21 protein-coding genes are annotated in these 21,661 nt (G+C 67.9%); 14 read left to right on the forward strand and 7 right to left on the reverse strand.

Annotation, left to right across the window (positions count from 1 at the left end; all coding sequences use genetic code 11):
• The first annotated feature begins 8 nt into the window (after positions 1 to 8).
• The 13 genes from frr (at position 9) to ACW17Y_RS07810 (ending at position 12,434) form a co-directional block, all read left to right on the forward strand.
• The gene (frr, locus tag ACW17Y_RS07750) at positions 9 to 566 is read left to right on the forward strand and encodes a ribosome recycling factor (RefSeq protein ID WP_492038158.1); all 558 of its coding nucleotides are present in this window, start codon (positions 9 to 11) and stop codon (positions 564 to 566) included.
• Positions 567 to 601: 35 nt separating this feature from the next.
• Positions 602 to 1,357, forward strand: coding sequence for a polyprenyl diphosphate synthase (gene uppS / locus ACW17Y_RS07755; RefSeq protein ID WP_492038159.1), 756 nt, complete (start codon positions 602 to 604; stop codon positions 1,355 to 1,357).
• Positions 1,357 to 2,175, forward strand: coding sequence for a phosphatidate cytidylyltransferase (locus tag ACW17Y_RS07760; RefSeq protein WP_492038160.1), 819 nt, complete (start codon positions 1,357 to 1,359; stop codon positions 2,173 to 2,175). Before uppS ends, ACW17Y_RS07760 begins: the two co-directional genes overlap by 1 nt.
• Entirely contained in the window at positions 2,172 to 3,368 is a 1,197-nt protein-coding gene (gene dxr, locus ACW17Y_RS07765; RefSeq protein WP_492038161.1) for a 1-deoxy-D-xylulose-5-phosphate reductoisomerase, read from the forward strand. The genes ACW17Y_RS07760 and dxr overlap by 4 nt, the downstream gene beginning before the upstream one ends.
• 30 nt (positions 3,369 to 3,398) lie before the next feature.
• Positions 3,399 to 4,616 (forward strand): M50 family metallopeptidase, encoded by a 1,218-nt coding sequence (locus tag ACW17Y_RS07770; RefSeq protein WP_492038162.1) that lies wholly within the window; start codon positions 3,399 to 3,401, stop codon positions 4,614 to 4,616.
• 29 nt (positions 4,617 to 4,645) lie between these two features.
• Positions 4,646 to 7,069: an outer membrane protein assembly factor BamA gene (bamA, locus tag ACW17Y_RS07775; protein ID WP_492038163.1), complete on the forward strand. Its 2,424-nt coding sequence runs from the start codon at positions 4,646 to 4,648 to the stop codon at positions 7,067 to 7,069.
• A 31-nt stretch (positions 7,070 to 7,100) separates the two neighbouring features.
• Positions 7,101 to 7,679, forward strand: coding sequence for an OmpH/Skp family outer membrane protein (locus ACW17Y_RS07780; protein ID WP_492038164.1), 579 nt, complete (start codon positions 7,101 to 7,103; stop codon positions 7,677 to 7,679).
• 10 nt (positions 7,680 to 7,689) lie between these two features.
• Positions 7,690 to 8,703, forward strand: a complete 1,014-nt coding sequence (gene lpxD, locus ACW17Y_RS07785; RefSeq protein WP_492038165.1) for a UDP-3-O-(3-hydroxymyristoyl)glucosamine N-acyltransferase — start codon at positions 7,690 to 7,692, stop codon at positions 8,701 to 8,703.
• Positions 8,696 to 9,166: a 3-hydroxyacyl-ACP dehydratase FabZ gene (gene fabZ / locus ACW17Y_RS07790; RefSeq protein ID WP_492038166.1), complete on the forward strand. Its 471-nt coding sequence runs from the start codon at positions 8,696 to 8,698 to the stop codon at positions 9,164 to 9,166. The genes lpxD and fabZ overlap by 8 nt, the downstream gene beginning before the upstream one ends.
• The gene (gene lpxA / locus ACW17Y_RS07795; RefSeq protein WP_492038167.1) at positions 9,163 to 9,951 is read left to right on the forward strand and encodes an acyl-ACP--UDP-N-acetylglucosamine O-acyltransferase; all 789 of its coding nucleotides are present in this window, start codon (positions 9,163 to 9,165) and stop codon (positions 9,949 to 9,951) included. The genes fabZ and lpxA overlap by 4 nt, the downstream gene beginning before the upstream one ends.
• Positions 9,952 to 10,057: 106 nt before the next feature.
• Complete coding sequence (lpxI, locus tag ACW17Y_RS07800; RefSeq protein ID WP_492038168.1) at positions 10,058 to 10,897, forward strand: UDP-2,3-diacylglucosamine diphosphatase; 840 nt, start codon at positions 10,058 to 10,060, stop codon at positions 10,895 to 10,897.
• Positions 10,898 to 10,902: 5 nt separating this feature from the next.
• On the forward strand, positions 10,903 to 12,078 hold the full coding sequence (gene lpxB, locus ACW17Y_RS07805; protein ID WP_492038261.1) for a lipid-A-disaccharide synthase: 1,176 nt from the start codon (positions 10,903 to 10,905) through the stop codon (positions 12,076 to 12,078).
• A 20-nt stretch (positions 12,079 to 12,098) separates the two neighbouring features.
• Positions 12,099 to 12,434, forward strand: coding sequence for an EF-hand domain-containing protein (locus tag ACW17Y_RS07810; protein WP_492038169.1), 336 nt, complete (start codon positions 12,099 to 12,101; stop codon positions 12,432 to 12,434).
• Here the strand turns inward: ACW17Y_RS07810 and lepB are convergent.
• From lepB to gltX, 3 genes are all read right to left on the reverse strand, one after another.
• On the reverse strand, positions 12,431 to 13,213 hold the full coding sequence (lepB, locus tag ACW17Y_RS07815) for a signal peptidase I (protein WP_492038170.1): 783 nt from the start codon (positions 13,211 to 13,213) through the stop codon (positions 12,431 to 12,433). The genes ACW17Y_RS07810 and lepB overlap by 4 nt on opposite strands.
• 125 nt (positions 13,214 to 13,338) lie before the next feature.
• Entirely contained in the window at positions 13,339 to 14,640 is a 1,302-nt protein-coding gene (gltA, locus tag ACW17Y_RS07820) for a citrate synthase (protein ID WP_492038171.1), read from the reverse strand.
• A 64-nt stretch (positions 14,641 to 14,704) separates the two neighbouring features.
• A complete protein-coding gene (gene gltX, locus ACW17Y_RS07825; protein WP_492038172.1) occupies positions 14,705 to 16,123 on the reverse strand; it encodes a glutamate--tRNA ligase in 1,419 nt (472 codons plus the stop codon).
• On the opposite strand from gltX, the gene ACW17Y_RS07830 reads away from it, so the two are divergent.
• Positions 16,122 to 18,311 (forward strand): ComEC/Rec2 family competence protein, encoded by a 2,190-nt coding sequence (locus tag ACW17Y_RS07830; protein WP_492038173.1) that lies wholly within the window; start codon positions 16,122 to 16,124, stop codon positions 18,309 to 18,311. The genes gltX and ACW17Y_RS07830 overlap by 2 nt on opposite strands.
• Here ACW17Y_RS07830 and lexA read toward each other — a convergent pair.
• The 4 genes from lexA to ACW17Y_RS07850 all read right to left on the reverse strand — a co-directional run bounded on the left by lexA (position 18,292) and on the right by ACW17Y_RS07850 (position 21,643).
• Positions 18,292 to 18,984 carry a transcriptional repressor LexA gene (gene lexA / locus ACW17Y_RS07835; protein ID WP_492038174.1) on the reverse strand — a complete coding sequence of 231 codons (693 nt, stop codon included), beginning with the start codon at positions 18,982 to 18,984 and terminating at the stop codon, positions 18,292 to 18,294. The two genes, ACW17Y_RS07830 and lexA, sit on opposite strands and share 20 nt — an antisense overlap.
• 238 nt (positions 18,985 to 19,222) lie before the next feature.
• Entirely contained in the window at positions 19,223 to 20,011 is a 789-nt protein-coding gene (gene trpC / locus ACW17Y_RS07840; RefSeq protein ID WP_492038175.1) for an indole-3-glycerol phosphate synthase TrpC, read from the reverse strand.
• Positions 20,008 to 21,048 carry an anthranilate phosphoribosyltransferase gene (trpD, locus tag ACW17Y_RS07845; protein WP_492038176.1) on the reverse strand — a complete coding sequence of 347 codons (1,041 nt, stop codon included), beginning with the start codon at positions 21,046 to 21,048 and terminating at the stop codon, positions 20,008 to 20,010. The genes trpC and trpD overlap by 4 nt, the downstream gene beginning before the upstream one ends.
• Positions 21,049 to 21,052: 4 nt before the next feature.
• Complete coding sequence (locus ACW17Y_RS07850; RefSeq protein WP_492038177.1) at positions 21,053 to 21,643, reverse strand: anthranilate synthase component II; 591 nt, start codon at positions 21,641 to 21,643, stop codon at positions 21,053 to 21,055.
• Positions 21,644 to 21,661 lie beyond the last annotated feature (18 nt).

Genomic DNA, 21,661 nt, shown 5'->3' on the forward strand with positions numbered 1-21,661 from the left:
AGACCCCGATGGCCAAGCCTGATCTGAAGACCTATCGCGACCGCATGGACAAGGCCGTGTCGTCGCTGAAGGAAGAATTCCAGGGCCTGCGCACCGGCCGCGCCAATGCCGGCCTGCTGGATCCCGTGCAGGTCCAGGCCTATGGCTCTTCGTCGCCGCTGAACGCCGTGGCGGCGATCAGCGTGCCCGAGCCGCGCATGATCTCGGTCAGCGTCTGGGACAAGGGCATGGTCGGACCGGTCGAGAAGGCCATCCGCGCCGCCGGCCTTGGCCTGAACCCCATCGTCGACGGCCAGACCCTGCGCATTCCCGTACCGCCTCTGACCGAGGAACGCCGCAAGGAACTGGCCAAGCTGGCTGGCAAATATGCGGAACAGCAGAAGATTTCCGTTCGCAACGTGCGCCGCGACGCCAACGAGGACCTGAAGAAGGCCGAGAAGGGGGGCGACATCAGCCAGGACGAGCAAAAGAAGATGGAAACCGAAGTCCAGAAGGACACGGATGCGGCCATCAAGCGTATCGACGAGACCTTGAAGACCAAGGAAGTTGAGATCATGCAGGTTTGAGGGTCCTCCTCGAACCCCGACAGAACGGATAGCGGATGACGGCCCCCACTGGCGGCGCGCCGGCCCCTGAAGCGGGGCCCCGGCACGTCGCACTGATCATGGACGGCAACGGTCGCTGGGCTCAGGCTCGCGGTCTGCCCCGGGCCATGGGTCATCGAGAGGGCGTGCAGGCGTTGAAGCGCACTGTCCAGGCGGCGCCGCAGTTCGGCATCGAATGTCTGACGGTGTTCGGATTCTCGACCGAGAACTGGCGGCGTCCGGCGGAGGAAGTCTCCGACCTGATGGGCCTGGTGCGTTCCTATGTGGCGAGCGATCTGAACCGGCTGGAGCGCGAGGGCGTGCGGGTGCGCGTCCTGGGGCGCCGGACGGGCCTGCCCGCCGACATTGCCGCCATCGTCGAACGCGCAGAGCGATCAACGGCGCACAACAGCCGCTTCCTGCTGCAGGTCGCCTTCAACTACGGCGGCCGGGCGGACATCGTCGATGCGGCCCAGGCCTATGTCGACCAACTGCTGGCGGGTCAGGCGACCGGGCCGCTGGATGAGGCGACGCTGGGTCTGGGCCTGTCCACGGCGGGCGGCCCGCCGGTGGACCTGATCGTGCGGACCTCGGGCGAGCAGCGGCTGTCGAACTTCCTGCTGTGGGAAGCCGCCTATGCCGAGCTGGTCTATCAGAACGTTCTGTGGCCTGACTACGGGACCGAGGCCCTGGCAGACGCGGTGCGTCAGTACCAGCAGCGCGATCGACGTTTCGGCGCGATTGCGGTCGAGCCGGCGCTCGCGGTCAGCTGATGGCGTTCAAGGTGCGCGACATGGGCCTGCGCGCCGCCTCGGCCATCGTTCTGGCCCCGCTGGCCATGCTGGCCGTCTGGTTCGGCGGGCCCTGGATTCTCGGCGTCCTGCTGATCGCCTGCGTGGTCCTGTCCATGGAATGGGCCCGGATGAGCGCGCCGGCCGACTGGAAGGCCATCGCCGCCGCCGTTGCGCTCGCGCTCGTCGCGACGCTTCTGTCCAACCCCAATCAGGCCCTGTCCTTCAGTCTCGTGCTGCTGGTCTTCGGCGCGGCAGCGGCCGGTGTGTTCGCGAGGGCCCGTGGGCAGTCGGGCGTCGATGCGGCCTATGGCGTGCTCTACCTGGGCTGGCCGGCCCTGCTGCTGATCTGGCTGCGGGACGGGAACACGGCGATCGGTTTCTACTGGGTGACCCTGGCATTCGTCGTCGCCTGGGCGTCTGACATCGTGGCTTTTCTGGTCGGCAGCGCTGTCGGCGGCCCGAAGCTGTGGCCGCGTTTCTCCCCCAACAAGACCTGGTCCGGCTTCATCGGCGGCCTGCTGGCCGGGACGGTGGCCGGCGCCGCCATGGCCGCCCTGCCTGAGGCGGGCGTGCGCTCGATGGAGTGGAGTGCGCTGCTCGGTTTCGCCGCGGCTTTGGCGACTATGGCCGGCGACCTTTGGGAATCGGCGTTGAAGCGGCGGTTCGGTGTCAAGGATGCGGGCAACCTGATCCCCGGCCACGGCGGTCTGATGGACCGGGTGGACGGGCTGATGTTCGCCATCGTGGTCGTCGCCGTCGGACGAACGCTGGCCAACTACTTCGGCGCGGGCACGTGATCCGGCGTCGGGTGACCGTGCTGGGGTCCACCGGGTCGGTGGGCGCCTCGACCCTTGATCTGATGGATCAGGCCGAGAGGGCCGGGACCGGAGGCTTCGAGGTCGTCGCCCTGACGGGCGGCAAGAATATCGAGCGACTGGCCGAGCAGGCGCGCCGCTGGCGGCCTGCCGTGGCCGTCACGGCCGATCCGGAACGGCTGGAGATGCTGCGGACCGCCCTGACCGGAACCGGCATCGCCGTGGCGGCCGGAGAAGCGGCCGTCGTTGAGGCGGCCACACGTCCGGCAGATCTCGTCATGGCCGCCATCGTCGGCGCGGCAGGGCTGAAGTCGGCCTGGGCCGCCGCCGCGACCGGTGCGACGCTTGCGCTGGCCAACAAGGAAAGTCTGGTCTGTTGCGGGCGGGCCCTCATCGAGCGGGTGACAGCGTCCGGCGGGCGGCTGATCCCTGTCGACTCCGAGCATTCGGCCATCTTTCAGGTCTTTCCGGCCGAGGCGCCGGAGCGTGTGGCGCGACTGATCCTGACGGCCTCTGGCGGGCCGTTCCGCAAGACCTCGCGCGCCGAGATGGCCTCGATGACGCCGGAGCAGGCCGTCGCTCATCCCAACTGGAGCATGGGCGCCAAGATCTCGGTCGACAGCGCCACCATGGCCAACAAGGGCCTCGAGATGATCGAGGCGGCCTATCTGTTCGACATGCCGGCCGACCGGATCGACGTCGTCGTCCACCCCGAATCGATCATTCACAGCCTGGTCGAATTCGTCGACGGCTCGACCCTGGCCCAGATGGGGCCGCCGGACATGAAGACGCCGATCGCCTGCGCCCTGGCCTGGCCCGACAGGATGGCCTGGCCGGCGCCGAAGCTGGACCTCGCCGCCCTTGGCCGTCTGACCTTTGAGGCGCCCGATCCGGAGCGGTTCCCGTCACTCAAGCTGGCGCGCGAAGCGCTGGAGGCGGGCAGGGGTGCGCCGACGATCTTCAACGCCGCCAACGAGATCGCTGCCCTGGCCTTCCTTGACCGCCGTCTGGGCTTTCTCAATATTGCCGCAGTCGTCGCCGAAACCCTTGATCGGATGACGAAGACGGGGGCGGATGCCGATTTTGACGATGCCTGCGCGGGCGCTCTCGCGCTTGATGCTCGCGCCCGTCGGGTCGCGATCGAAATCGTCGGAAATCTGGCGCTCGCCGCCTGAGCCATTTGGCTGGGCGGGAATGGAGACGGCATGCTGAACGCGCTGGGACAGGCCCTGATCTACGTTGTGCCGTTCCTGCTGGTGCTGACGGTCATCGTTACGATCCATGAACTGGGCCACTTCCTGGTGGCGCGCGCCTTCGGCGTGAAGGTCGACCGCTTTGCGATTGGCTTCGGCAAGGCGATCTTCAGCCGTACCGACCGGAACGGCATCGAATGGCGCGTCGGCTGGATGCCGCTGGGCGGCTATGTGAAATTCTCCGGCGACATGGATGCCTCCAGCGTGCCGGACAGCCGGGGCCTCGACACCCTGAAATCGGAAATCATCGCCCGGGACGGAGTCGGCGCCGAGCGCGATTATTTCCACTTCAAGCCGGTGTGGCAGCGGATGCTGATTGTCGCCGCCGGACCGGCCGCGAACTTCGTCCTCGCCATCTTCATCTTCACCGTGCTGTTTTCGGCGATCGGAGACAGGCTTCGGCCGGCCCAGGTCGCTGATGTCAGTGCGGGATCGCCCGCAGCCGCCGCCGGGTTCCAGGCCGGCGACCTGATTACAGCAATCAACGGTCGGGTCATCGGCGACGCCGGTGAAGTGACGCGCAAGGTCACCCTGTCCAGCGGCGACGCCCTGCGCTTCACTGTGGAACGGAACGGGAGCGAGATCGAACTGGTCGCCACACCCGTTCGTCGGACCGAGACCGATCCCATCGCCGGTCGCGTCAGCGTGGGCCGGATCGGCCTGTCACTGACCAGTTCGCCGGGCACGACGCGTTACATTCGCTACAATCCGGTCGAGGCGGTCGGTCGAGGCGTTCGGGAGACGGGCGACATCCTCGGCACGACCCTGACCTATCTCGGCCGTATCTTCACCGGCCGCGAGTCGGGCGACCAGCTCAGCGGACCTCTGGGGATCGCCAAGGCTTCCGGCGCCCTGACCAACGCGGCGGTGGCCGCAAATCCCGATCCGGGCGCCATGGCGCTGAACCTGCTGCTGACGCTAACGAGCTTCGCCGCCATACTTTCGATCGGAATCGGCTTTCTAAACCTCTTGCCCATCCCCGTTCTGGATGGCGGACATCTGGTCTTCTACGCCTACGAGGCTGTGGCGAAGAAACCCGTTGCCGCCAACGTTCAGGAGGCCGGATACAGGGTCGGTCTTGCTTTGCTGGCGGGTTTGATGTTGTTCGCCACCTGGAACGACCTGCAGAAGTCGAACGTGTTCCAATTCCTCGGCGGGCTCGTCAGTTGAGCCGACGCCAGCCCCCGATGGTTCCCCGCATGATCCTGAACGACCTCCGCGCCGCTTCCTATACGGGTGACCGCAACCTGCGCAGGACCTGCGCAGCGACCGCAAGCTTGCTGGCGCTTGTCGCAGGGACGCCGGCTCTCGCCCAGACCGCCCCTGCGGCCCCGGCGCAGCAGGCCGCTCCGGCCGCCCAGCCGGCCGCGCCGTCCGAGACGGGCGTGGTCAACCGCATCCTGGTTCAGGGCAACCAGCGCATCGACCAGACCACGGTCCTGTCCTACCTGCCGATCCAGCCCGGCGACACGATCGATCCGGTCATCCTCGACGTCGCCATCCGGACCCTGACGCGCACCCAGCTGTTCGCCGACGTTCAGATCGGCCTGCAGCCCAACGGCGACCTGGTCGTTCGCATCGTCGAAAACCCGATCATCAACCAGGTGGTGTTCGAGGGGAACGGCGCGATCAGCGAGGACAAGCTGCGCGAGGAAGTGACCATCGCGCCTCGCGGCATCTACACCCGCGCCCGGGTCCAGGAGGACGTGGGCAAGATCATCGAGCTGTACCGCCTGTCGGGCCGCATCTCGGCGAACGTGACGCCCAAGCTGGTCCAGCTGGAACAGAACCGCGTCGACCTGATCTTCGAGATCGACGAGGGTCCGGAGACGGGCGTCCAGTCGATCACCTTCCTGGGGAACCAGGCCTTCTCCGACAGCGAGCTGCGCGAGGTCATGGTGACCAAGCAGACGCAGTGGTGGCGTCTGTTCACCAAGAACGACAACTACGACCCCGGCCGCCTGGACTACGACCGCGAGCAGCTGCGGAAATTCTACACGAACCGCGGCTACTACGACTTCCGCATCACCTCCGCCGTAGCCGAGCTGGCGCCGGACGACAGCGCCTTCGCCATGACCCTGACGGTCGACGAGGGCGACAAGTACAACTTTGGCGACATCCAGGTCGTCACCGAGAACGACCGCCTGAACGCGGACTTCCTGGAGCTGCTGCTCCCGATCCGCACGGGCGACCTCTACGAGAGCGACAAGATCGAGAGCTCCGTCGATGCGCTGACGTTCGCCGCAGGCTCGGCGGGCTACGCCTTCGTCGACATCAATCCGACCTATCGGCCGAACCCTGAGACCGACACCATCGACGTGACGTTCAACGTGTCGGAAGGCCAGCGCGTCTACGTCGACCGCATCAACGTCATCGGCAACACCCGCACCATCGACCCGGTCATCCGCCGCGAGCTGATGCTGACCGAGGGTGACGCCTTCAATCGCACCCTGCTGGAGCGGTCGCGCAACAATCTGCGGGCCCTGGGCTTCTTCAAGGAAGTCACCGTCGATGAGACGCGCGGCGCCGCGCCGGACCGCTCGATCGTCAATGTCACCGTCGAGGAACAGCCGACCGGCGAACTGTCCGTCGGCGCCGGGTTCAGCTCTGTCGACAGCTTTGTGGTCAACCTTGGCATCTCCGAGCGGAACTTCCGCGGGCGGGGCCAGAATGTGGTCGCGCGCGTCGAATGGGGCTCGCTGCGCCAGCAGATCGACTTCCGCTTCACCGAGCCCCGCTTCCTGGGGCGCGACATCGGGGCGGGCTTCGACCTGTTCCACTCGCGCTACGACTTCCAGGAGGAGTCCTCGTTCGACTACCGGTCGACCGGCGCGGGCCTGCGTCTGACCTATCCGTTGAACGGCTACAGTCGCCTGTCGACGCGTTACTTCATCAAGGACGACGAGATCCTGGTGCCGATCGGCTATTGCGACATCGGCGGTTCCGGATCATCCGCCCTGTGCGAACAGGTCGGCGCATCGTTGAATTCTTCCGTTGGCTACACGCTGGTCGTAGACCGCCGGAACGACCCGGTGCGGGCGACTCGAGGCTGGAGCGGTTCGCTCCGTCAGGACTTCGCAGGTCTCGGCGGCGACGTGAACTATGTGAAGACCGAGTTGGACGCGACCGTCTACTACGGCATCACCCCCAGCTGGATCGTGACCGTGGCCGGCTCCGCCGGCTATGTTTCGGGCTGGAACGGCGACGCGGTTCGCATCAACGACCGCTTCTTCAAGGGCGGCAACAGCTTCCGCGGGTTTGAAAACGCCGGCATGGGGCCGCGCGACCTGACGACCAACGACGCCCTGGGCGGTAATTTCTACGCCGTCGGCACGATCGAACTGACCCTGCCGAATGTTCTGCCGGAACAGTACGGCATCAAGACCTCGCTGTTCGCCGATGTCGGCACCCTGGGCGCGCTGGATAACCGGTACACCCTCGGAAGCAACGGTCTGCCTGACACGTCCATCGCCGACGATCTGTCGCTGCGGGCCTCCGCCGGCCTCAGCGTCCACTGGAAGTCGCCGATGGGGCCGATCCGCTTCGATTTCAGCCAGATTCTGAGCAATGAAGAGTACGACCGGACCGAAACCTTCCGCTTCTCGACCTCAACCCAGTTCTAAGCCCGGGCCCGTCGGCCCTAAAAGGTTACCCATGAAAATCCTCGCTATCGGCGCTTTCGCCCTGGCTTCGCTCGTCGCCTCGACCGCCGTCGCCCAGACTCAGGGACCGCAAAATCCCGGCCCCGTGATTCCGGGCGTCTGCGTCTATTTCAACCAGCGCCTGCTGGCGACCTCGACCGCCGGTCAGGCCGTTCAGGCCCGTATGGAACAGCTGGCGACCGAGGTTCAGGGCGAGCTGGCCCCCTACGGCGTGGCGATCCAGACCGAGATCAACTCGCTGCAACAGGGCGGCCAGGCTGCTGACCCGGACGGCGCTCGCCGGACGGCCCTGCAGACCCGCATCACCGAGGCCCAGACCCTGGAACAGACCCGCCAGGACGAGTTGCGCTACACCCTGTCGGAACAGCGCCGCCTGATCTCGGCCCAGGTCGAGCCGATCCTGGTCGCCGTCTATCAGGAGCGCGGCTGCGGCATCCTGCTCGACCGTGAGAGCGTGTTCATCCTGAACCCGGCCATGGACGTCACTGACGTGGTGATCCAGCGCCTGAACACCGCCCTGCCGACCCTGAGCTTCAACCGCCTGCCGATCCCGGCTCAAGCGGCTCAGTAAGGCGCAGGGCATGACGCCCGACGCCCGCTTCTTCGATACGCTGAGCCCGCTCGGCGTCGACGACCTCGCGGCCCTGACGGGCGGCGAGGTCGTTCGCACTTCGGCGACCCGCATCGCGCGGGTCGCGCCTCTGGCGACGGCCGACAGACAGGCCGTGGCCTTTCTTGGCGACCGGAAATTCCTTCAGGCCCTGGGATCGACCGCCGCAGGCTGCGTGATCGTACCGCCAGAGGCCGTGGACTCCGCTCCCGCCGGCGCGGCCGTCATCGTCTCGCGGACGCCACAGGCCGCCTGGGCCGCCGCCGCCGTCGCTCTGCACCGGCCCGTCAGCCTGACCGCCGCGTCGCCCTCCGACGTCTGCGAGGACGACAGCGTCGTGATCGAGCCCGGCGTGGTCCTGGGACAGGGTGCGCGGATCGGGCGAGGCAGCCGGATCGGCGCCAATACGGTGATCGGACCGGGTGTCCAGATCGGCCGTGATTGCGACATCGGCCCGAACGTCACCGTCCGCTTCGCCCTGATCGGCGACCGGGTGAAAATCTATGCCGGCGCACGGCTCGGTGAGGCCGGATTCGGAGCGGCGGGCGCCGCGACCGGTCCCGTCGACGTACCCCAGCTGGGGCGTGTCATCATCCAGGACGGCGTGACCATCGGGGCCAACACCTGCATCGATCGCGGCGCTTTTGACGACACCGTGATCGGCGAGAATTCCAAGATCGATAACCTGGTCATGATCGCCCACAATTGCGTCATCGGCCGCAACTGCCTGGTCGCGGGCCAGACGGGGATTTCGGGGTCGGTGACGGTCGGCGACGGCGTGATGTTCGGCGGGCAGGCCGGGGTGGGTGATCACTTCAGGATCGGCGTCGGCGCGCGGGTTGCAGCGGGCGCCGGCGTGCTGGCGGATATCCCGGCGGGCGAGACCTGGTCCGGCTATCCGGCAAAACCGATCCGTCAGTTCTTGCGTGAGATCGTCTGGGTGTCCAAACAGGCGGGGCGAAAAAGAGAGCGGACGGATGACTGAGCCTGGGGTGAAGATCGACTACGCCGAGGTCATGCGCCGGCTGCCCCACCGCTATCCGTTCCTGCTGGTGGACAAGGCCGAGGCCTTCGTGGCCAGCACGTCCATCACCGGCATCAAGAACGTCACCCACAACGAGCCGTTCTTCCCGGGTCACTTCCCGATCGATCCGGTGATGCCGGGCGTCCTGATCGTCGAGGCCATGGCCCAGACGGGGGCTCTGCTGATGTCCAAGAGCCTGGATGTCGCGGTCGAGGGCAAGGTCATCATGTTCATGTCCATCGACGGCGTCCGCTTCAGGAAGCCCGCGCGACCAGGCGACCAACTGCGCATGAACGTCATCGTGACGAAGCAGCGCGGCGACATCTTCAAGTTCCGGGGCGAGACCTTCATCGACGGAAAACTGGCCGCCGAAGCCGACTTCGCGGCCATGGTGGTCACCGTCGACCAGCCGGTCACGCCATGAGCCCTATCCACCCCACCGCCATCGTCGACGGCTCGGTCGAGCTCGGCGAGGACGTGGCGATCGGGCCGTGGTGCACCGTCGGGCCGGGCGTGAAGCTGGATGACGGCGTCCATCTGGTCAGCCATGTCGTGGTCCAGCAGGACACGACGGTCGGCGCCCGCACGGTGATCCACCCCTTCGCCGTGATCGGGGGCGACCCCCAGCACAACGGCTACAAGGGCGAGACCGTGCGGCTGGAGATCGGCTCGGACAACACCATTCGCGAGCATGCGACCTTCAACCGGGGCACGCCGCAGGGATCGGGGGTCACCCGCGTGGGCTCCCATGGCCTGTTCATGACCGGGGCTCACGTCGGCCACGACGCCGTCGTCGGCGACAATGTGGTGATGGCCAACAGCGCGACCTTGGGCGGTCACGCGCGCATCGGCGACAAGGTCTTCCTCGGCGGGCTTTGCGCTGTGCACCAGAACGGCCGGGTGGGGCAGGGCGCCATTGTCGGCGGTCTGGCGGCCGTGACGCGCGACGTGATCCCCTACGGCTCGGCCTGGGGAAACCATGCGCGACTGCATGGCCTGAACCTGATCGGGCTGAAGCGGAAGGGCTACGGCAAGGACGCCGTGCGCCGCCTGCTGGCCGCCTTCCGTGATCTGTTCGAAGGCGATGGGGTGTTCGCCGACCGTCTGGATGCGGTCGAGGCGGGTTACGCCGACCTGCCGGAAATCATGGAGATCGTGGCTTTCATCCGCGAGGACGGCAAACGGCCCCTGTGCCTGCCGGGCGAATGACCAATTCCGGGCGCCAAACCCGTCAAATTTCGTCGCCAACTCGACCAGTCGGCTGGTCAACCTCGCCAACTTCACCAAACGCCCATTTCGGCCCGGGAGGCGGGTCTTGAGCACCGGAAAATTGGGCCTGATCGCGGGCGGCGGCGCACTTCCCCTGGCCATCGCGGCGCGGTGCGAGCTCGAAGAGCGGGCCGTCTTCGTGGTGCGTCTCACGAGCTTCGCCGACCCGCATCTGATCCGCTATCCGGGGATCGAGGCCGGTATGGCCGAAATCGGCAAGGTATTGTCGGCGCTGAAGGCGGCGGGCTGCACCGCGGTCTGCTTTGCCGGGACCGTAAATCGGCCGGATTTCAAGGCGTTGAAGCCAGATCTGAAGGGGGCGATGGTGCTGCCGGGGATCATCGCAGCGGCGACGAAGGGTGATGACGCCCTGCTGCGCAAGATCCTGTCGGTGTTCGAGGCCGAGGGTTACGCCATCGAGGGCGCGGATGACATTCTGGGCGGCGAAACCCTGCCGGTCGGCGCGCTGGGACGGGTGCAGCCGGACGAGGGTCAGCTCTCCGATCTCAGGAAGGCCCTGCATGTCGCAGAAAAGGCCGGTGAACTTGATATCGGCCAAGGCGCGGTTGTCTGCGACGGTCTGGTGCTCGCCGTGGAGGCTCAGGAGGGCACCGACGCCATGCTCGGGCGTGTCGCCGGCCTGCCTGCGGACCTGCGCGGCGCCTCTGGAAACCTGAAAGGAGCTCTGGGCAAGGCGCCCAAGCCGATACAGGACCTGAGGGTGGACATGCCGGTTATCGGCGCGCGGACCCTCGAGATGGCCGCTGCCGCCGGGCTGGCGGGCATCGGCGGGGTCGCAGGCAGGCTGATCCTGATCGACCGGGCGGTGATCATCGAGGCGGCGGATCGCCTGGGTCTGTTCGTCTGGGGCGAGGACCGCTCGTGAAGATCATGCTGGTGGCTGCTGAGGCCTCGGGCGATGCGCTCGGCGCCGGTCTGGCGCAGGCTTTGCGGGAGCGCCGCCCGGATATCGGCTTCATCGGCGTCGGTGGACCGAAGATGGCCGCCAACGGTATCGAGAGCCCGTTCGACATCGCGGAACTGTCGATCCTCGGCTGGCTGGAGGGATTGCGCGCCTATGGCCGGGTCAAGGCGCGGGTCGCCGACACGGTGGCCCTGGCGGTGCGGGAGCGGCCGGATGCGGTCGTCCTGATCGACAGCTGGGGTTTCACTATCCGGGTGGCCAAGGCCCTCCGCGAGGCGCTGCCCGGCGTGCCCCTTATCAAATACGTCGGGCCGCAGGTCTGGGCCTCGCGGCCGGGGCGGGCGAAGACCCTGGCCGGCGCCGTGGATCACCTCCTGGCCCTCTACGCCTTTGACGCGCCGTGGTTCGAGCGCGAGGGGCTGCCGACGACCGTGGTCGGGTCGCAGGCCCTGCATGTCGACATGAGCAGCGCCGACCCCGCCGCCTTCCGCGCCGCGCGAGGCATCGCGCCGGATGCGCGCCTGTTGCTGGTCCTGCCCGGAAGCCGGCCGAGCGAGGTTCGGCTGATGACGCCCGTCTATGAGGCGGCGATCAAATCGCTGAAGGCCGCCGATCCCAGGCTGGAGGTCGCCGTGGTCGTCGCGGGCACCGTGGCAGATGATGTCACCGCCCGGATCGCCGCCTGGCCCTTCCGCGCCCATGTGGTGACCGAGGCGGACAAGTACGCGGCGATGAAGGCCGCGACCGTAGCCCTGGCCACCAGCGGAACGGTCTCGACCGAACTGGCCCTGGCCGGCGCGCCCATGGTCATCGGCTACCGGTTCGCACCCCTCAGCTATGCGATCATGAAGCCGTTCTTCACGGGCAAGTACGCGACCCTGTTCAACCATGCGGCGGACGAGGAGATCGCGCGCGAACTGATCCAGACCGACGCAACGCCGGAGAAGGTCGCGGCCGAGGTCGGACGCCTGTTGAGCAATCCCGATGCCCGGGCGGCCCAAACCAGGCGCCAGACCGAGGCGCTGGACTATATGGGGCCCGGCGGCGCCGATCCGTCGGCCCTGGCGGCTGAAGCGGTTCTGAGTGTTATCGAGGGCGCCTCTGGATCAAACGGCGCGTCCGTCCTAGATTCCGTCCGCTGATCCCGATGGATGATCGTCGAATGACTTCTGCCCGCCCGCCCAAGAAGAGCGAGACGCTGGAAATCCGGCTGCCGCACGCCTCGAAGCTCGCCTTCATGGCGCGCTGCCGCGCCGCCGGTCTGACGGCCAGCGAGGTCGTGCGCGGCCTGATCGAGAACGAGACTTCGGCGGCCCCGAAAGCGCGCCGGCAGGTGAGGAGCTGGCAGGCACTGGCCGCTGCGGTGGCGGGCATCGTCATCGGTGCGGCGGCGGCGCCGTCGATCGCACAGGCCCTGCCGGGCTCTCGCGCCGCCTTCGACCAGATGGACGCCGACCACGACGGCGTCGTCTCCTTTGCCGAGTTTCAGGCCCGCTAGCGGATCCGCTGGGCGATCCGGCCCGGGCGCAGGTTGAACCAGGTCCAGGGCTTCCACAGGGCTGCGCCCGGCTTCCATGACGCGACGACGACCTCGGCCCGCCCCACAACATTGGTGACCGGCAGCAGGCCCACGCCGACATCGCCCGACCAGCGGCTGTCCAGCGAGTTGTCGCGGTTGTCGCCCATGACGAACACCTGACCCTCGGGCACGACCTGGGCCGGGCGGTCGTCGCCGGATCCGGGACCTCCGTCGAAGGTGACATAGGCGCGGCCGTCGGCCTGACGTTCCTCGATCTGTTCGACAGGCCGCCCGGGCTGATCGAGATCGAGACCCGGTCCAAGCGCGCGCTGGGGCAGGGCCTGTCCGTTGACGGTGACGACGCCGCCCGAGACCGACACCGTATCGCCGGGCAGGCCGATGACCCGCTTGATCCAGGTCTCCTGCGGATTGCTCGGACGGCGGAAGACGATCACATCGCCGCGTTTCGGCAGGCGCTCGAACAGTCGCCCCGACGGCAGGGGCGGATTGAAGGGCAGGGAGGCGCGGCTCCAGCCGTAGGCGAACTTGGACACCACCAGATAGTCGCCGACGACAAGCCCCGGCTCCATCGAGGCGGACGGGATGGTGAAAGGCTGGAAGGCCGCGGTCTGGATCACAACAGCCGCCGCGAGCGCGACAGCGACGGTGCGGACCGTATCGACGATCTCGGCGACGGCGGATGGCGGCGCATCGATGGCGGTAATCTGGGTGTTCCGGGTGTCGGAGGTCTGGGTCATGACGACAGTCCAGCCGCGATCTCGTTCCCACACCAGTGAAGTTGTGTCCGGACAAGCTGCAGATCGTGTCCGGACAAAGAAAAACGCCGGGGCGCGGGCCCCGGCGTCTTGTCTGTGCGGCTATATCAGCCCCGGTTCTGGATCGGCACGTAATCGCGCTCGGTCGGGCCGGTGTAGAGCTGGCGCGGACGGCCGATCTTCTGCGCCGGATCGGCCAGCATTTCTTCCCACTGGGCGATCCAGCCGACGGTGCGAGCCAGGGCGAACAGCACGGTGAACATCGAGGTCGGGAAGCCCATCGCCGACAGGGTGATGCCCGAATAGAAGTCGACGTTCGGGAACAGCTTGCGCTCGATGAAATACTCGTCCGACAGGGCGATGCGCTCCAGTTCCTTGGCGACCTGGAACAGGGGATCGTTCTCGGCGCCGACGAGGTCGAGAATCTCGTCCGCCGACTGCTTCATCACGGTCGCCCGCGGATCGTAATTCTTGTACACGCGGTGGCCGAAGCCCATCAGCTTGTACTTTTTGGCCTTCACGCCCTCGATGAACTCCGGAATCTTGTCCGGAGTGCCGATTTCCTTGAGCATCATCAGCGCCTCTTCGTTGGCGCCGCCGTGCGACGGCCCCCACAGGCAGGCGATGCCGGCGGCGATACAGGCGAACGGATTGGCGCCCGACGAACCGGCCAGACGGACGGTCGAGGTCGATGCGTTTTGCTCATGGTCGGCGTGGAGGGTGAAGATCCGGTCCATGGCCCTGGCCATCTTGGGATCGACCACATAGTCCTCGGCCGGAACGGCGAAGCACATGCGCAGGAAGTTCTCGGCGTAGCTGAGGTCGTTGCGCGGCGAAACGAACGGCTGGCCGATGTGGTATTTGTAGGCCCGGGCCGCGATCGTCGGCATCTTGGCGATCAAGCGAATGGCCGAGATGTTGCGCTGGACCGGGTCATGGATGTCCAGGCTGTCGTGATAGAAGGCCGACAGGGCGCCGACGGCGCCGACCATGATCGCCATCGGGTGGGCGTCGCGACGGAAGCCCTGGAAGAACTGGTCGAACTGGGCGTGCAGCATGGTGTGCCGCGTCACGGTCTCCTCGAACGCTGCGTACTGGGCGGCCGTCGGCAGTTCGCCGTGGAGCAGCAGGTGGCAGACTTCGATGAAGTTCGACTTCTCGGCCAACTGACCGATCGGATAGCCGCGGTGCAGCAGGACGCCGGCGTCGCCGTCGATATAGGTGATTGCGCTTTCGCAGGCCGCCGTGGAGGTGAAGCCCGGGTCGAAGGTGAAGGCGTTGGTCGCGCCGTACAGCTTGCGGATGTCGATGACGTCAGGCCCGGTCGTGCCGGACAGGACGGGCAGATCGACCGATTTATCGCCGTAGGTCAGGGTCGCCGTGCCGGCGGATTTCGAGGCTTCAGTCATCAGGCGCCCTTGCTTTCGTGCTTGGTCCGGACGGGAAGCCCCGGACCCCGATTGTTATCCCCGATCACTTAGTCTGTTGCAGCGCATCATCCAAGCGCCCGAGCGCTTCTTCGCGTCCGAGGGCCGACAGAGTTCTGGCGATGTCGGGCGAGGCGGAGCCGCCGGTCAATGCGGCGCGCATCGGCGGACCGATCTTGCCGAAGCCGACGCCTTCCTCCTCGGCGAAGGCTTTCAGCTCCGCTTCAAGCGCGAAGACGTCCCAGCTCTCGAACAGGGCGAGGCGGGTGCGAACGCGGGCGATGCGTTCGGCCGTCTCTCCGGACAGCAGGGTGCGGGCCTTTTCATCGAGGTCCAGCGGGCGGGCCCTGAGCACAAAGGCCGTCTGATCGGCCAGTTCCAGCAGGGTCTTCGCCCGATCCTTCACGAACGGCATGGCGCGCTGAAGCCGGGCCTCGTCGCCTTCGTTCAGGGTCGCGCCCTTCGCGAGGTGGGCGTCGAGGGTCATGCCGGCCAGACGCTCGTCGGCGGCCAGACGCAGCCAGTGCGAATTGACGTGGGCCAGCTTGTCGAAGTCCAGGCGGGCGGGCGCCTTGCCGACGCCGTCGAGGTCGAACCACCCGCGCGCCTGAGCGTCGCCGAACAGTTCATCATCGCCGTGGGCCCAGCCGAGGCGGGCCAGGTAGTTGCGCATGGCCTCGGGCAGATAGCCCATTTCGGCATACTCATGGACGGCCTGGGCGCCATGGCGCTTCGACAGCTTGGCGCCGTCGGGGCCGTGAATCAGCGGGATGTGAGCGAAGACCGGCCGGGTCCAGCCGAGGGCGTCATAGATCAGCGACTGGCGCGCGGCGTTGTTCAGATGGTCGTCGCCGCGAATGACGTGGGTCACGCCCATGTCGTGGTCGTCGACGACCACGGCCAGATTGTAGGTCGGGGCCCCGTCGGAACGCAGCAGGACCAGGTCGTCGAGATCCTCATTGCCCCAGTTGACCTCGCCCTGGACCGCGTCGGCCACGACGACACGGCCGGGCAGCGGCCGGCGGAAGCGCACGACGTGCGGCTGGCTCAGATCGTCGACGGTCGGCGTGCGGTCGCGCCACGGCGATTCGAAGGTGCGGCGGTCGGCCTTGGCCTCGTCGCGCAGGCGGCCGGTTTCCTCGGCCGAGGTGAAGTCGCGGTAGGCTGCGCCGAGTTCCAGCAGCTGGTCCACGACCTCCCGGTGCCGGTCGGCCTGGGCGTGCTGGAAGACGGGTTCCTCGTCGGCGAACAGTTCGAGCCAGCTCAGGCCGTCGAAGATGGCCTTGACGGCGTCGTCGGTCGAGCGCTCGCGGTCGGTGTCCTCGATACGGACCAGGAACTTGCCGCCGCGACCTTTCGCGTAAAGGTAGTTGAACAACGCCGTTCTCGCGCCTCCTATGTGGAGGTAGCCGGTGGGCGAGGGTGCGAAACGGGTGACGACCTGGGGGGAGGAATCTATGGGCATGGGAGAGGGGTCCGAACGGGCCGCCCTTATACCCCCCGACGCGGCAAAGCCCAGCCTGTCGGCGCGTGTTCGTGCCTGGGCCTGGCACGAGGTGCTGGCCCAGACGATGCGCTGGCGGCTGTGGGCGCCGGTGGCCTTCGGCGGCGGGGCGGCGATCTATTTCGCCCTGAGGTCCGAGCCGCCGCTGTGGCCGCTGGCCGTTGTGGCCTTGCTGGCGACGCTGCTGTGGCTCGGCGCGCGGATGCAGGGGCAGGGGCGCGTGGTCACCCTGCCGCTGATGCTGGTCGCTTGCCTGTTCCTTGGACTGGCGGGCGCGAAGCTGAGGGCGGAGCGGGTTGCGGCGCCTATCGCGCCGGCCATGGCCGAGCCGACCGTGGTCGAGGGCTGGGTCGTCGATGTCGACAGCCCCGGCGATCGGGGGCACCGGATCGTCCTTGCGCCCGTGCAGGTCCGGGGGCTGGAACCCGAGGCGACGCCCATCCGGCTGCGGGCCACCGTGCGAGGCGAACCGCCGACGCCGGGCGAGGCGATCCGGTTGTTCGCCATCCTGAATCCGCCGCCGCCCCCGGCCAGTCCGGGCGCCTATGACTTCGGGCGCAACGCCTACTTTCAAGGGTTGGGCGGCACGGCCTTCGCACTCGGTGAGACCCGGCAGGCCTATCGGGCGCCGCCCCCGTGGCGGCTGCGTCTGGCGATGGCGGTGAACGGCGCGCGGTTCGCCCTTGCGCAGCGGATCGTCGGCCGGCTGGGCGAACGGACGGGCGGCATCGCCGCCGCCATGACCACGGGGCACGAAACCTGGATCGCGCGCGAGGATCTCGACGCCATGCGCGATTCCGGCCTGGCGCACATCCTGTCGATCTCGGGTCTGCACATGGCCATCGTCGGCGGGTTCGCCTTCTTCCTGGTTCGAGTGGGCGTCGCGGCCTGGCCGTGGCTGGCGCTCAGGGTGTCCGGCAAGAAGGTTGCGGCCGTCGTCGGGCTGGTCGCCGTGTGGAGCTATCTGGTGCTGTCGGGCGCTCCGGCGCCGGCGCAGCGGGCTGCGATCACGGCGTCGGTGGCGTTCGCGGCGATCCTGCTGGATCGGCCCGCGATCACCATGCACGCGCTGGCGGTGGCGGCCATGGCGGTGCTGATCCTGCAGCCCGAGGCCATTGTGACGCCGGGGTTCCAGATGTCGTTCGCGGCGACAGCGGCGCTGGTGGCCCTGTCGGAAGCCTGGCCGCCCCGGACGCGGGAGTTGTCGGTCCCATGGCCCATCGCGGCATTCCAGTCGGCGCGACACTGGCTGCTGGTGGCCGTGACGGCCAGTCTGGTGGCGGGGGCGGCGACGGGGCCGTTCGCAGTCCAGCATTTCAACCGGGCGGCCATGTACGGGCTGCTGGCGAACCTGACGACCTCGCCCATCGCGGACTTCGTGATGATGCCGGCGCTGGCGCTGGGCGCGCTGCTGGAGCCGGTCGGACTGGGCGGGCCGTTCCTGTGGGTGGCGGGCAAGGGCGTCGATCTGATGCTGACCATCGGCCACTGGACGGCGGGGCTGCCCGGTGCCGTCAGGACGATCGCGAGCGCACCCGATTATGTCCTGCCGATCTCGTTTCTGGGCGTGCTGTTCCTGTGCCTGTGGCAGGGGCAACTGAGGTGGCTGGGCCTCCCGTTCGCCTGTGCGGTCCTCTTATGGCCGCGCGCGCCGACGCCGACCGTGTGGATCGGGGACGGCGGGACGAATGCGGCGTTCAGCGAGGCGGACGCGGCCGTTGTGGTCAGGCCCGGCGTGCGGCAGTTCGCGGCGGACCTGTGGTCGCGGCGGCGCGGGCTGACACTGGCGCCTCGGCCGGACGAGGGTTGGGCCTGTCTGAGATCAAGCTGTGCACCGGCCGGCGCAGCGTCTGGCCCGGTCGCCCTGTGGTGGGGAAAGGCCGCGCCTGACGGTGAACAGCTGGCTGCGCTCTGTGCGTCTGCGCCGCTGGTCAGCGTGCGGGCTGTGGTCTCCGCCGTGCCGCCGGCTTGCGAGGGCAAGCTGGTGCTCGACGGGCTGGACTATCAGAAGGGCGGCTCGGTCGAGCTGTGGCGCACCGCTCAAAGCTGGCGCGCGGTCTGGGCCGCCGATGTGCGCGGCGACCGGCCGTGGAGCCGCATCGGGGACACCGACGCGGCGGACGCGGGCCCTAGTGATACTGGCGGATAAGGCCGACCAGCTTGCCCTGAACCTCGACCTGGTCGGGGCCGAAGATGCGGGTCTCATAGCTGCGGTTGGCGGGTTCCAGGGCGATGGAATTACCCTTCTTGCGCAGGCGCTTGAGGGTCGCCTCTTCACCTTCCACCAAGGCCACGACGATCTCGCCCGAGGAGGCGGTATCGACGCGTTTGATGACCACGAGATCGCCGTTGAGGATGCCGGCCTCGATCATCGAGTCGCCCTCGATCTCCAGCATGTAGTGCTCGCCGGCGCCCAGCATGGATTCGGGCACCTGATAGCGGCCGTGGTCCTGTTGCAGGGCGGCGATGGGCACGCCGGCGGCGATCTTGCCGACCAGAACCAGTTCGCGCGTGTCGTTGGCGGGCTCGGCGGAGGCCGGGCGTCCGCCGCCCTCGATGACCGCCGGAGTGAAGCCCGCGCGGCCACGGACGGCCCCGGCCGTCGCCTGTTCCGGGAGCTTGGTCACCTCAAGGGCGCGGGCGCGGTGGGCGAGGCGGCGGATGAAGCCGCGTTCCTCCAGCGCCGTGATCAGCCGGTGGATACCCGATTTGGACGCCAGATCCAGGGCCTCCTTCATCTCGTCGAAGGAGGGGGAGACACCGGTCTCCTTGATGCGTTCGTGGATGAACATCAGGAGTTCGTGCTGCTTGCGGGTCAGCATGGTGGGAATCGCCTTCAGAACAAGTCGTGAACCGTTGCCGATGTTCTGTAAGTGTTCTTGCCTAATGTCAACTTAACGGCAGAGGCGAATACCCTCTCCCGGTGGGAGAGGGCTTGAGCGCCCGAGCGCAGGGCGATCGGTCTTGCGCGAAAGGGTGAGGGTCGTGCGCCACCGGTGAGGTCCGACCCTCATCCGTCTCGCTTCGCGAACCACCTTCTCCCAACGGGAGAGGGAAGACCTAGGCGAGCAGAGCTTGAGTCGCGGCCGTCACGTTCGCCTGACGCATCAGGCTCTCGCCGACGAGGATGGCCGAGGCGCCCGCACCGCAGACCTCCGCGACGTCCGCCGGGCTGAAGATCCCGCTCTCGGCGACCAGCAGCGACCCCTTTGGCGACAGGGGAGCGAGGCGGGCTGTGGCCCCAAGGTCGACGTCGAAGGTCCGCAGCGAGCGGTTGTTGATACCCACCAGATCCCCGCCGAGGTCGGCGGCGCGGGCCATCTCGTCCTCGTCGTGGGTCTCGATCAGGGCGTCCATGCCGAAGCGCCGGGCCTCGGACAGAAGCTCGTCGGCCAGGACGTCGTCGATCATGGCCAGGATGATCAGAATACAGTCGGCGCCCAGGGCCCGGCTCTCGGCCACCTGCCACGGATCGACGAGGAAGTCCTTGCGCAGGCAGGGCAGGGCGACGGCGGCCCGAGCCTGCACCAGATAGTCGTCGGCGCCCTGGAAGCTGGGGCCGTCGGTCAGGATCGACAGACAGGCGGCGCCGCCGGCTTCGTAGGCTTGCGCGAGCGCCGGCGGGTCGAAGTCGGGCCGGATCAGGCCCTTGGAGGGGCTGGCCTTCTTGATTTCGGCGATCAGGGCGGGCCGACCGGGTTCGGCGCGGCGTTCGAGCGCGCTGCGGAAGCCGCGCGGCATGCCGGCGATCAGGGCCAGGGATTCGACCTCGGCCTGGGACGTGGCGGCCTTGCGGGCGGCGACGTCCTCGCGCTTGTAGGCGGCGATCCGGTCCAGAACGTCGGTCATGCGGGGTCTTCGATCGGCGCCGGGGTCGAGGTGATGCGGGCCAGATCGGCGAGCGCCCGGGCCGCCTTGCCCTCGTCGATGGCGGTGGCGGCGAGGGCCACGCCGGATTTCAGGTCAGGCGCCTTGTCCGCGACGATCAGGGCGGCGGCCGCGTTCAGCAGAACGATGTCGCGATAGGGGCCGGCCTCTCCCGCCAGCAGGGCGGTCAGAGCGGCGGCGTTGGTCTCGGCGTCGCCGCCGCGCAGGGTTTCGATGTCGGCGCGGGGCAGGCCGGCGTCCTCGGGCGTGACGGTGAAGCGACGGACGGCGCCGTCTTTCCACTCCGCGACCTCGGTCGGGCCGGTGGTGGTCAGTTCGTCGAGACCCTGGCCATGAACAGTCCAGGCGCGGGTGGCGCCGAGACGGCCGAGCACCTCGACGAGCGGTTCCAGCAGGCGCGGATCGTAGACGCCCATGATCTGACGTTTGGCGCCTGCGGGATTGGAAAGCGGCCCCAGCAGGTTGAAGACGGTGCGGAATCCGATCTCGGCGCGGACCGGTCCGACGTGACGCATGGCGCCGTGGTAAGCGGGCGCGAACAGGAAGGCGATGCCGGCCTCGTCCAGCGCCTGACGCTGTTGAGCGAGGCCGGCGGTCAGGTCGACGCCGAGCACGCTGAGCACGTCAGACGATCCGGATTTCGAGCTCATGGCCCGGTTGCCATGTTTGGCGACCTTCACGCCCGCCCCGGCCAGCACCAGGGCCGCCGCCGTCGAGATGTTGAAGGTGTGGGCGCCGTCGCCGCCCGTGCCGCAGGTATCGATGACGTCATAGGGGTGGTCCAGCGTCATGGCGGCGTTGCGCATCGCCTGGGCGAAGGCGGCGATCTCGTCGACCGTTTCGCCCCGCATCCGCAGCGCCGTGACGGCGGCGGCGACCTGGGCCGGGGTCGGCTCGCCGCGCAGACAGGCGGCGAAGAAATCGCCCGCCTCTTCCGAGCTCAGCGTCCGGCCGTCGACCAGCTTGGCCAGCAGCGGCTTGAAACCACCCTCCGCCATGGGCTCAGACCATCGCCAGACGCTTGACGCCCGCCTGGTCGAGGAAGTTGGCCAGCATCTCGTGGCCGTGTTCGGTGGCGATGGATTCGGGGTGGAACTGAACCCCGTGGATCGGCCGCTCGTGGTGCTGGAAGCCCATGATCTCGCCGTCCTCGGTCCAGGCCGTGACGTTGAGGGTGTTGGGCAGGGTTTCGCGCTGGACGGCGAGCGAGTGGTAGCGGGTCGCGGTGAAGGGCGAGGGCAGGCCGGCGAACATACCCTTGCCCTCATGCAGGATCGGCGAGGTCTTGCCGTGCATCAGGGCCTTGGCGCGGATGACGTGGCCGCCCATCGCCTGGCCGATCGCCTGATGGCCCAGGCAGACGCCCAGGATCGGCATGTCCAGCGGCGCGGTGTCGATCAGGGGAAGGCAGATACCGGCCTGATCCGGGGCGCAGGGGCCGGGGGACAGCAGGACGGCCTCGGGCTTCAGCGCCCAGGCCTCCTCGGTCGTCAGGTCGTCGTTGCGCACGACATGAGTCGTCGCGCCCAGCTCCGCGAGGTAGTGGACGAGGTTGTAGGTAAAGCTGTCGTAGTTATCGACGACGAGGATCATCCGGCGCTTCTAGAGGCT

This window comes from Brevundimonas sp. AVps7 (assembly GCF_058681545.1).

What these genes read in the sequence shown, in the direction of transcription:
- frr (WP_492038158.1), top strand. Translation starts at nt 9, where the DNA reads ATGGCCAAGCCTGATCTGAAGACCTATCGCGACCGCATGGACAAGGCC.
- uppS (WP_492038159.1), top strand. Translation starts at nt 602, where the DNA reads ATGACGGCCCCCACTGGCGGCGCGCCGGCCCCTGAAGCGGGGCCCCGG.
- ACW17Y_RS07760 (WP_492038160.1), top strand. Translation starts at nt 1,357, where the DNA reads ATGGCGTTCAAGGTGCGCGACATGGGCCTGCGCGCCGCCTCGGCCATC.
- ACW17Y_RS07770 (WP_492038162.1), top strand. Translation starts at nt 3,399, where the DNA reads ATGCTGAACGCGCTGGGACAGGCCCTGATCTACGTTGTGCCGTTCCTG.
- bamA (WP_492038163.1), top strand. Translation starts at nt 4,646, where the DNA reads ATGATCCTGAACGACCTCCGCGCCGCTTCCTATACGGGTGACCGCAAC.
- ACW17Y_RS07780 (WP_492038164.1), top strand. Translation starts at nt 7,101, where the DNA reads ATGAAAATCCTCGCTATCGGCGCTTTCGCCCTGGCTTCGCTCGTCGCC.
- lpxD (WP_492038165.1), top strand. Translation starts at nt 7,690, where the DNA reads ATGACGCCCGACGCCCGCTTCTTCGATACGCTGAGCCCGCTCGGCGTC.
- fabZ (WP_492038166.1), top strand. Translation starts at nt 8,696, where the DNA reads ATGACTGAGCCTGGGGTGAAGATCGACTACGCCGAGGTCATGCGCCGG.
- lpxA (WP_492038167.1), top strand. Translation starts at nt 9,163, where the DNA reads ATGAGCCCTATCCACCCCACCGCCATCGTCGACGGCTCGGTCGAGCTC.
- lpxB (WP_492038261.1), top strand. Translation starts at nt 10,903, where the DNA reads ATGCTGGTGGCTGCTGAGGCCTCGGGCGATGCGCTCGGCGCCGGTCTG.
- ACW17Y_RS07810 (WP_492038169.1), top strand. Translation starts at nt 12,099, where the DNA reads ATGACTTCTGCCCGCCCGCCCAAGAAGAGCGAGACGCTGGAAATCCGG.
- lepB (WP_492038170.1), bottom strand. Translation starts at nt 13,213, where the DNA reads ATGACCCAGACCTCCGACACCCGGAACACCCAGATTACCGCCATCGAT.
- gltA (WP_492038171.1), bottom strand. Translation starts at nt 14,640, where the DNA reads ATGACTGAAGCCTCGAAATCCGCCGGCACGGCGACCCTGACCTACGGC.
- ACW17Y_RS07830 (WP_492038173.1), top strand. Translation starts at nt 16,122, where the DNA reads ATGGGAGAGGGGTCCGAACGGGCCGCCCTTATACCCCCCGACGCGGCA.
- gltX (WP_492038172.1), bottom strand. Translation starts at nt 16,123, where the DNA reads ATGCCCATAGATTCCTCCCCCCAGGTCGTCACCCGTTTCGCACCCTCG.
- lexA (WP_492038174.1), bottom strand. Translation starts at nt 18,984, where the DNA reads ATGCTGACCCGCAAGCAGCACGAACTCCTGATGTTCATCCACGAACGC.
- trpC (WP_492038175.1), bottom strand. Translation starts at nt 20,011, where the DNA reads ATGACCGACGTTCTGGACCGGATCGCCGCCTACAAGCGCGAGGACGTC.
- trpD (WP_492038176.1), bottom strand. Translation starts at nt 21,048, where the DNA reads ATGGCGGAGGGTGGTTTCAAGCCGCTGCTGGCCAAGCTGGTCGACGGC.
- ACW17Y_RS07850 (WP_492038177.1), bottom strand. Translation starts at nt 21,643, where the DNA reads ATGATCCTCGTCGTCGATAACTACGACAGCTTTACCTACAACCTCGTC.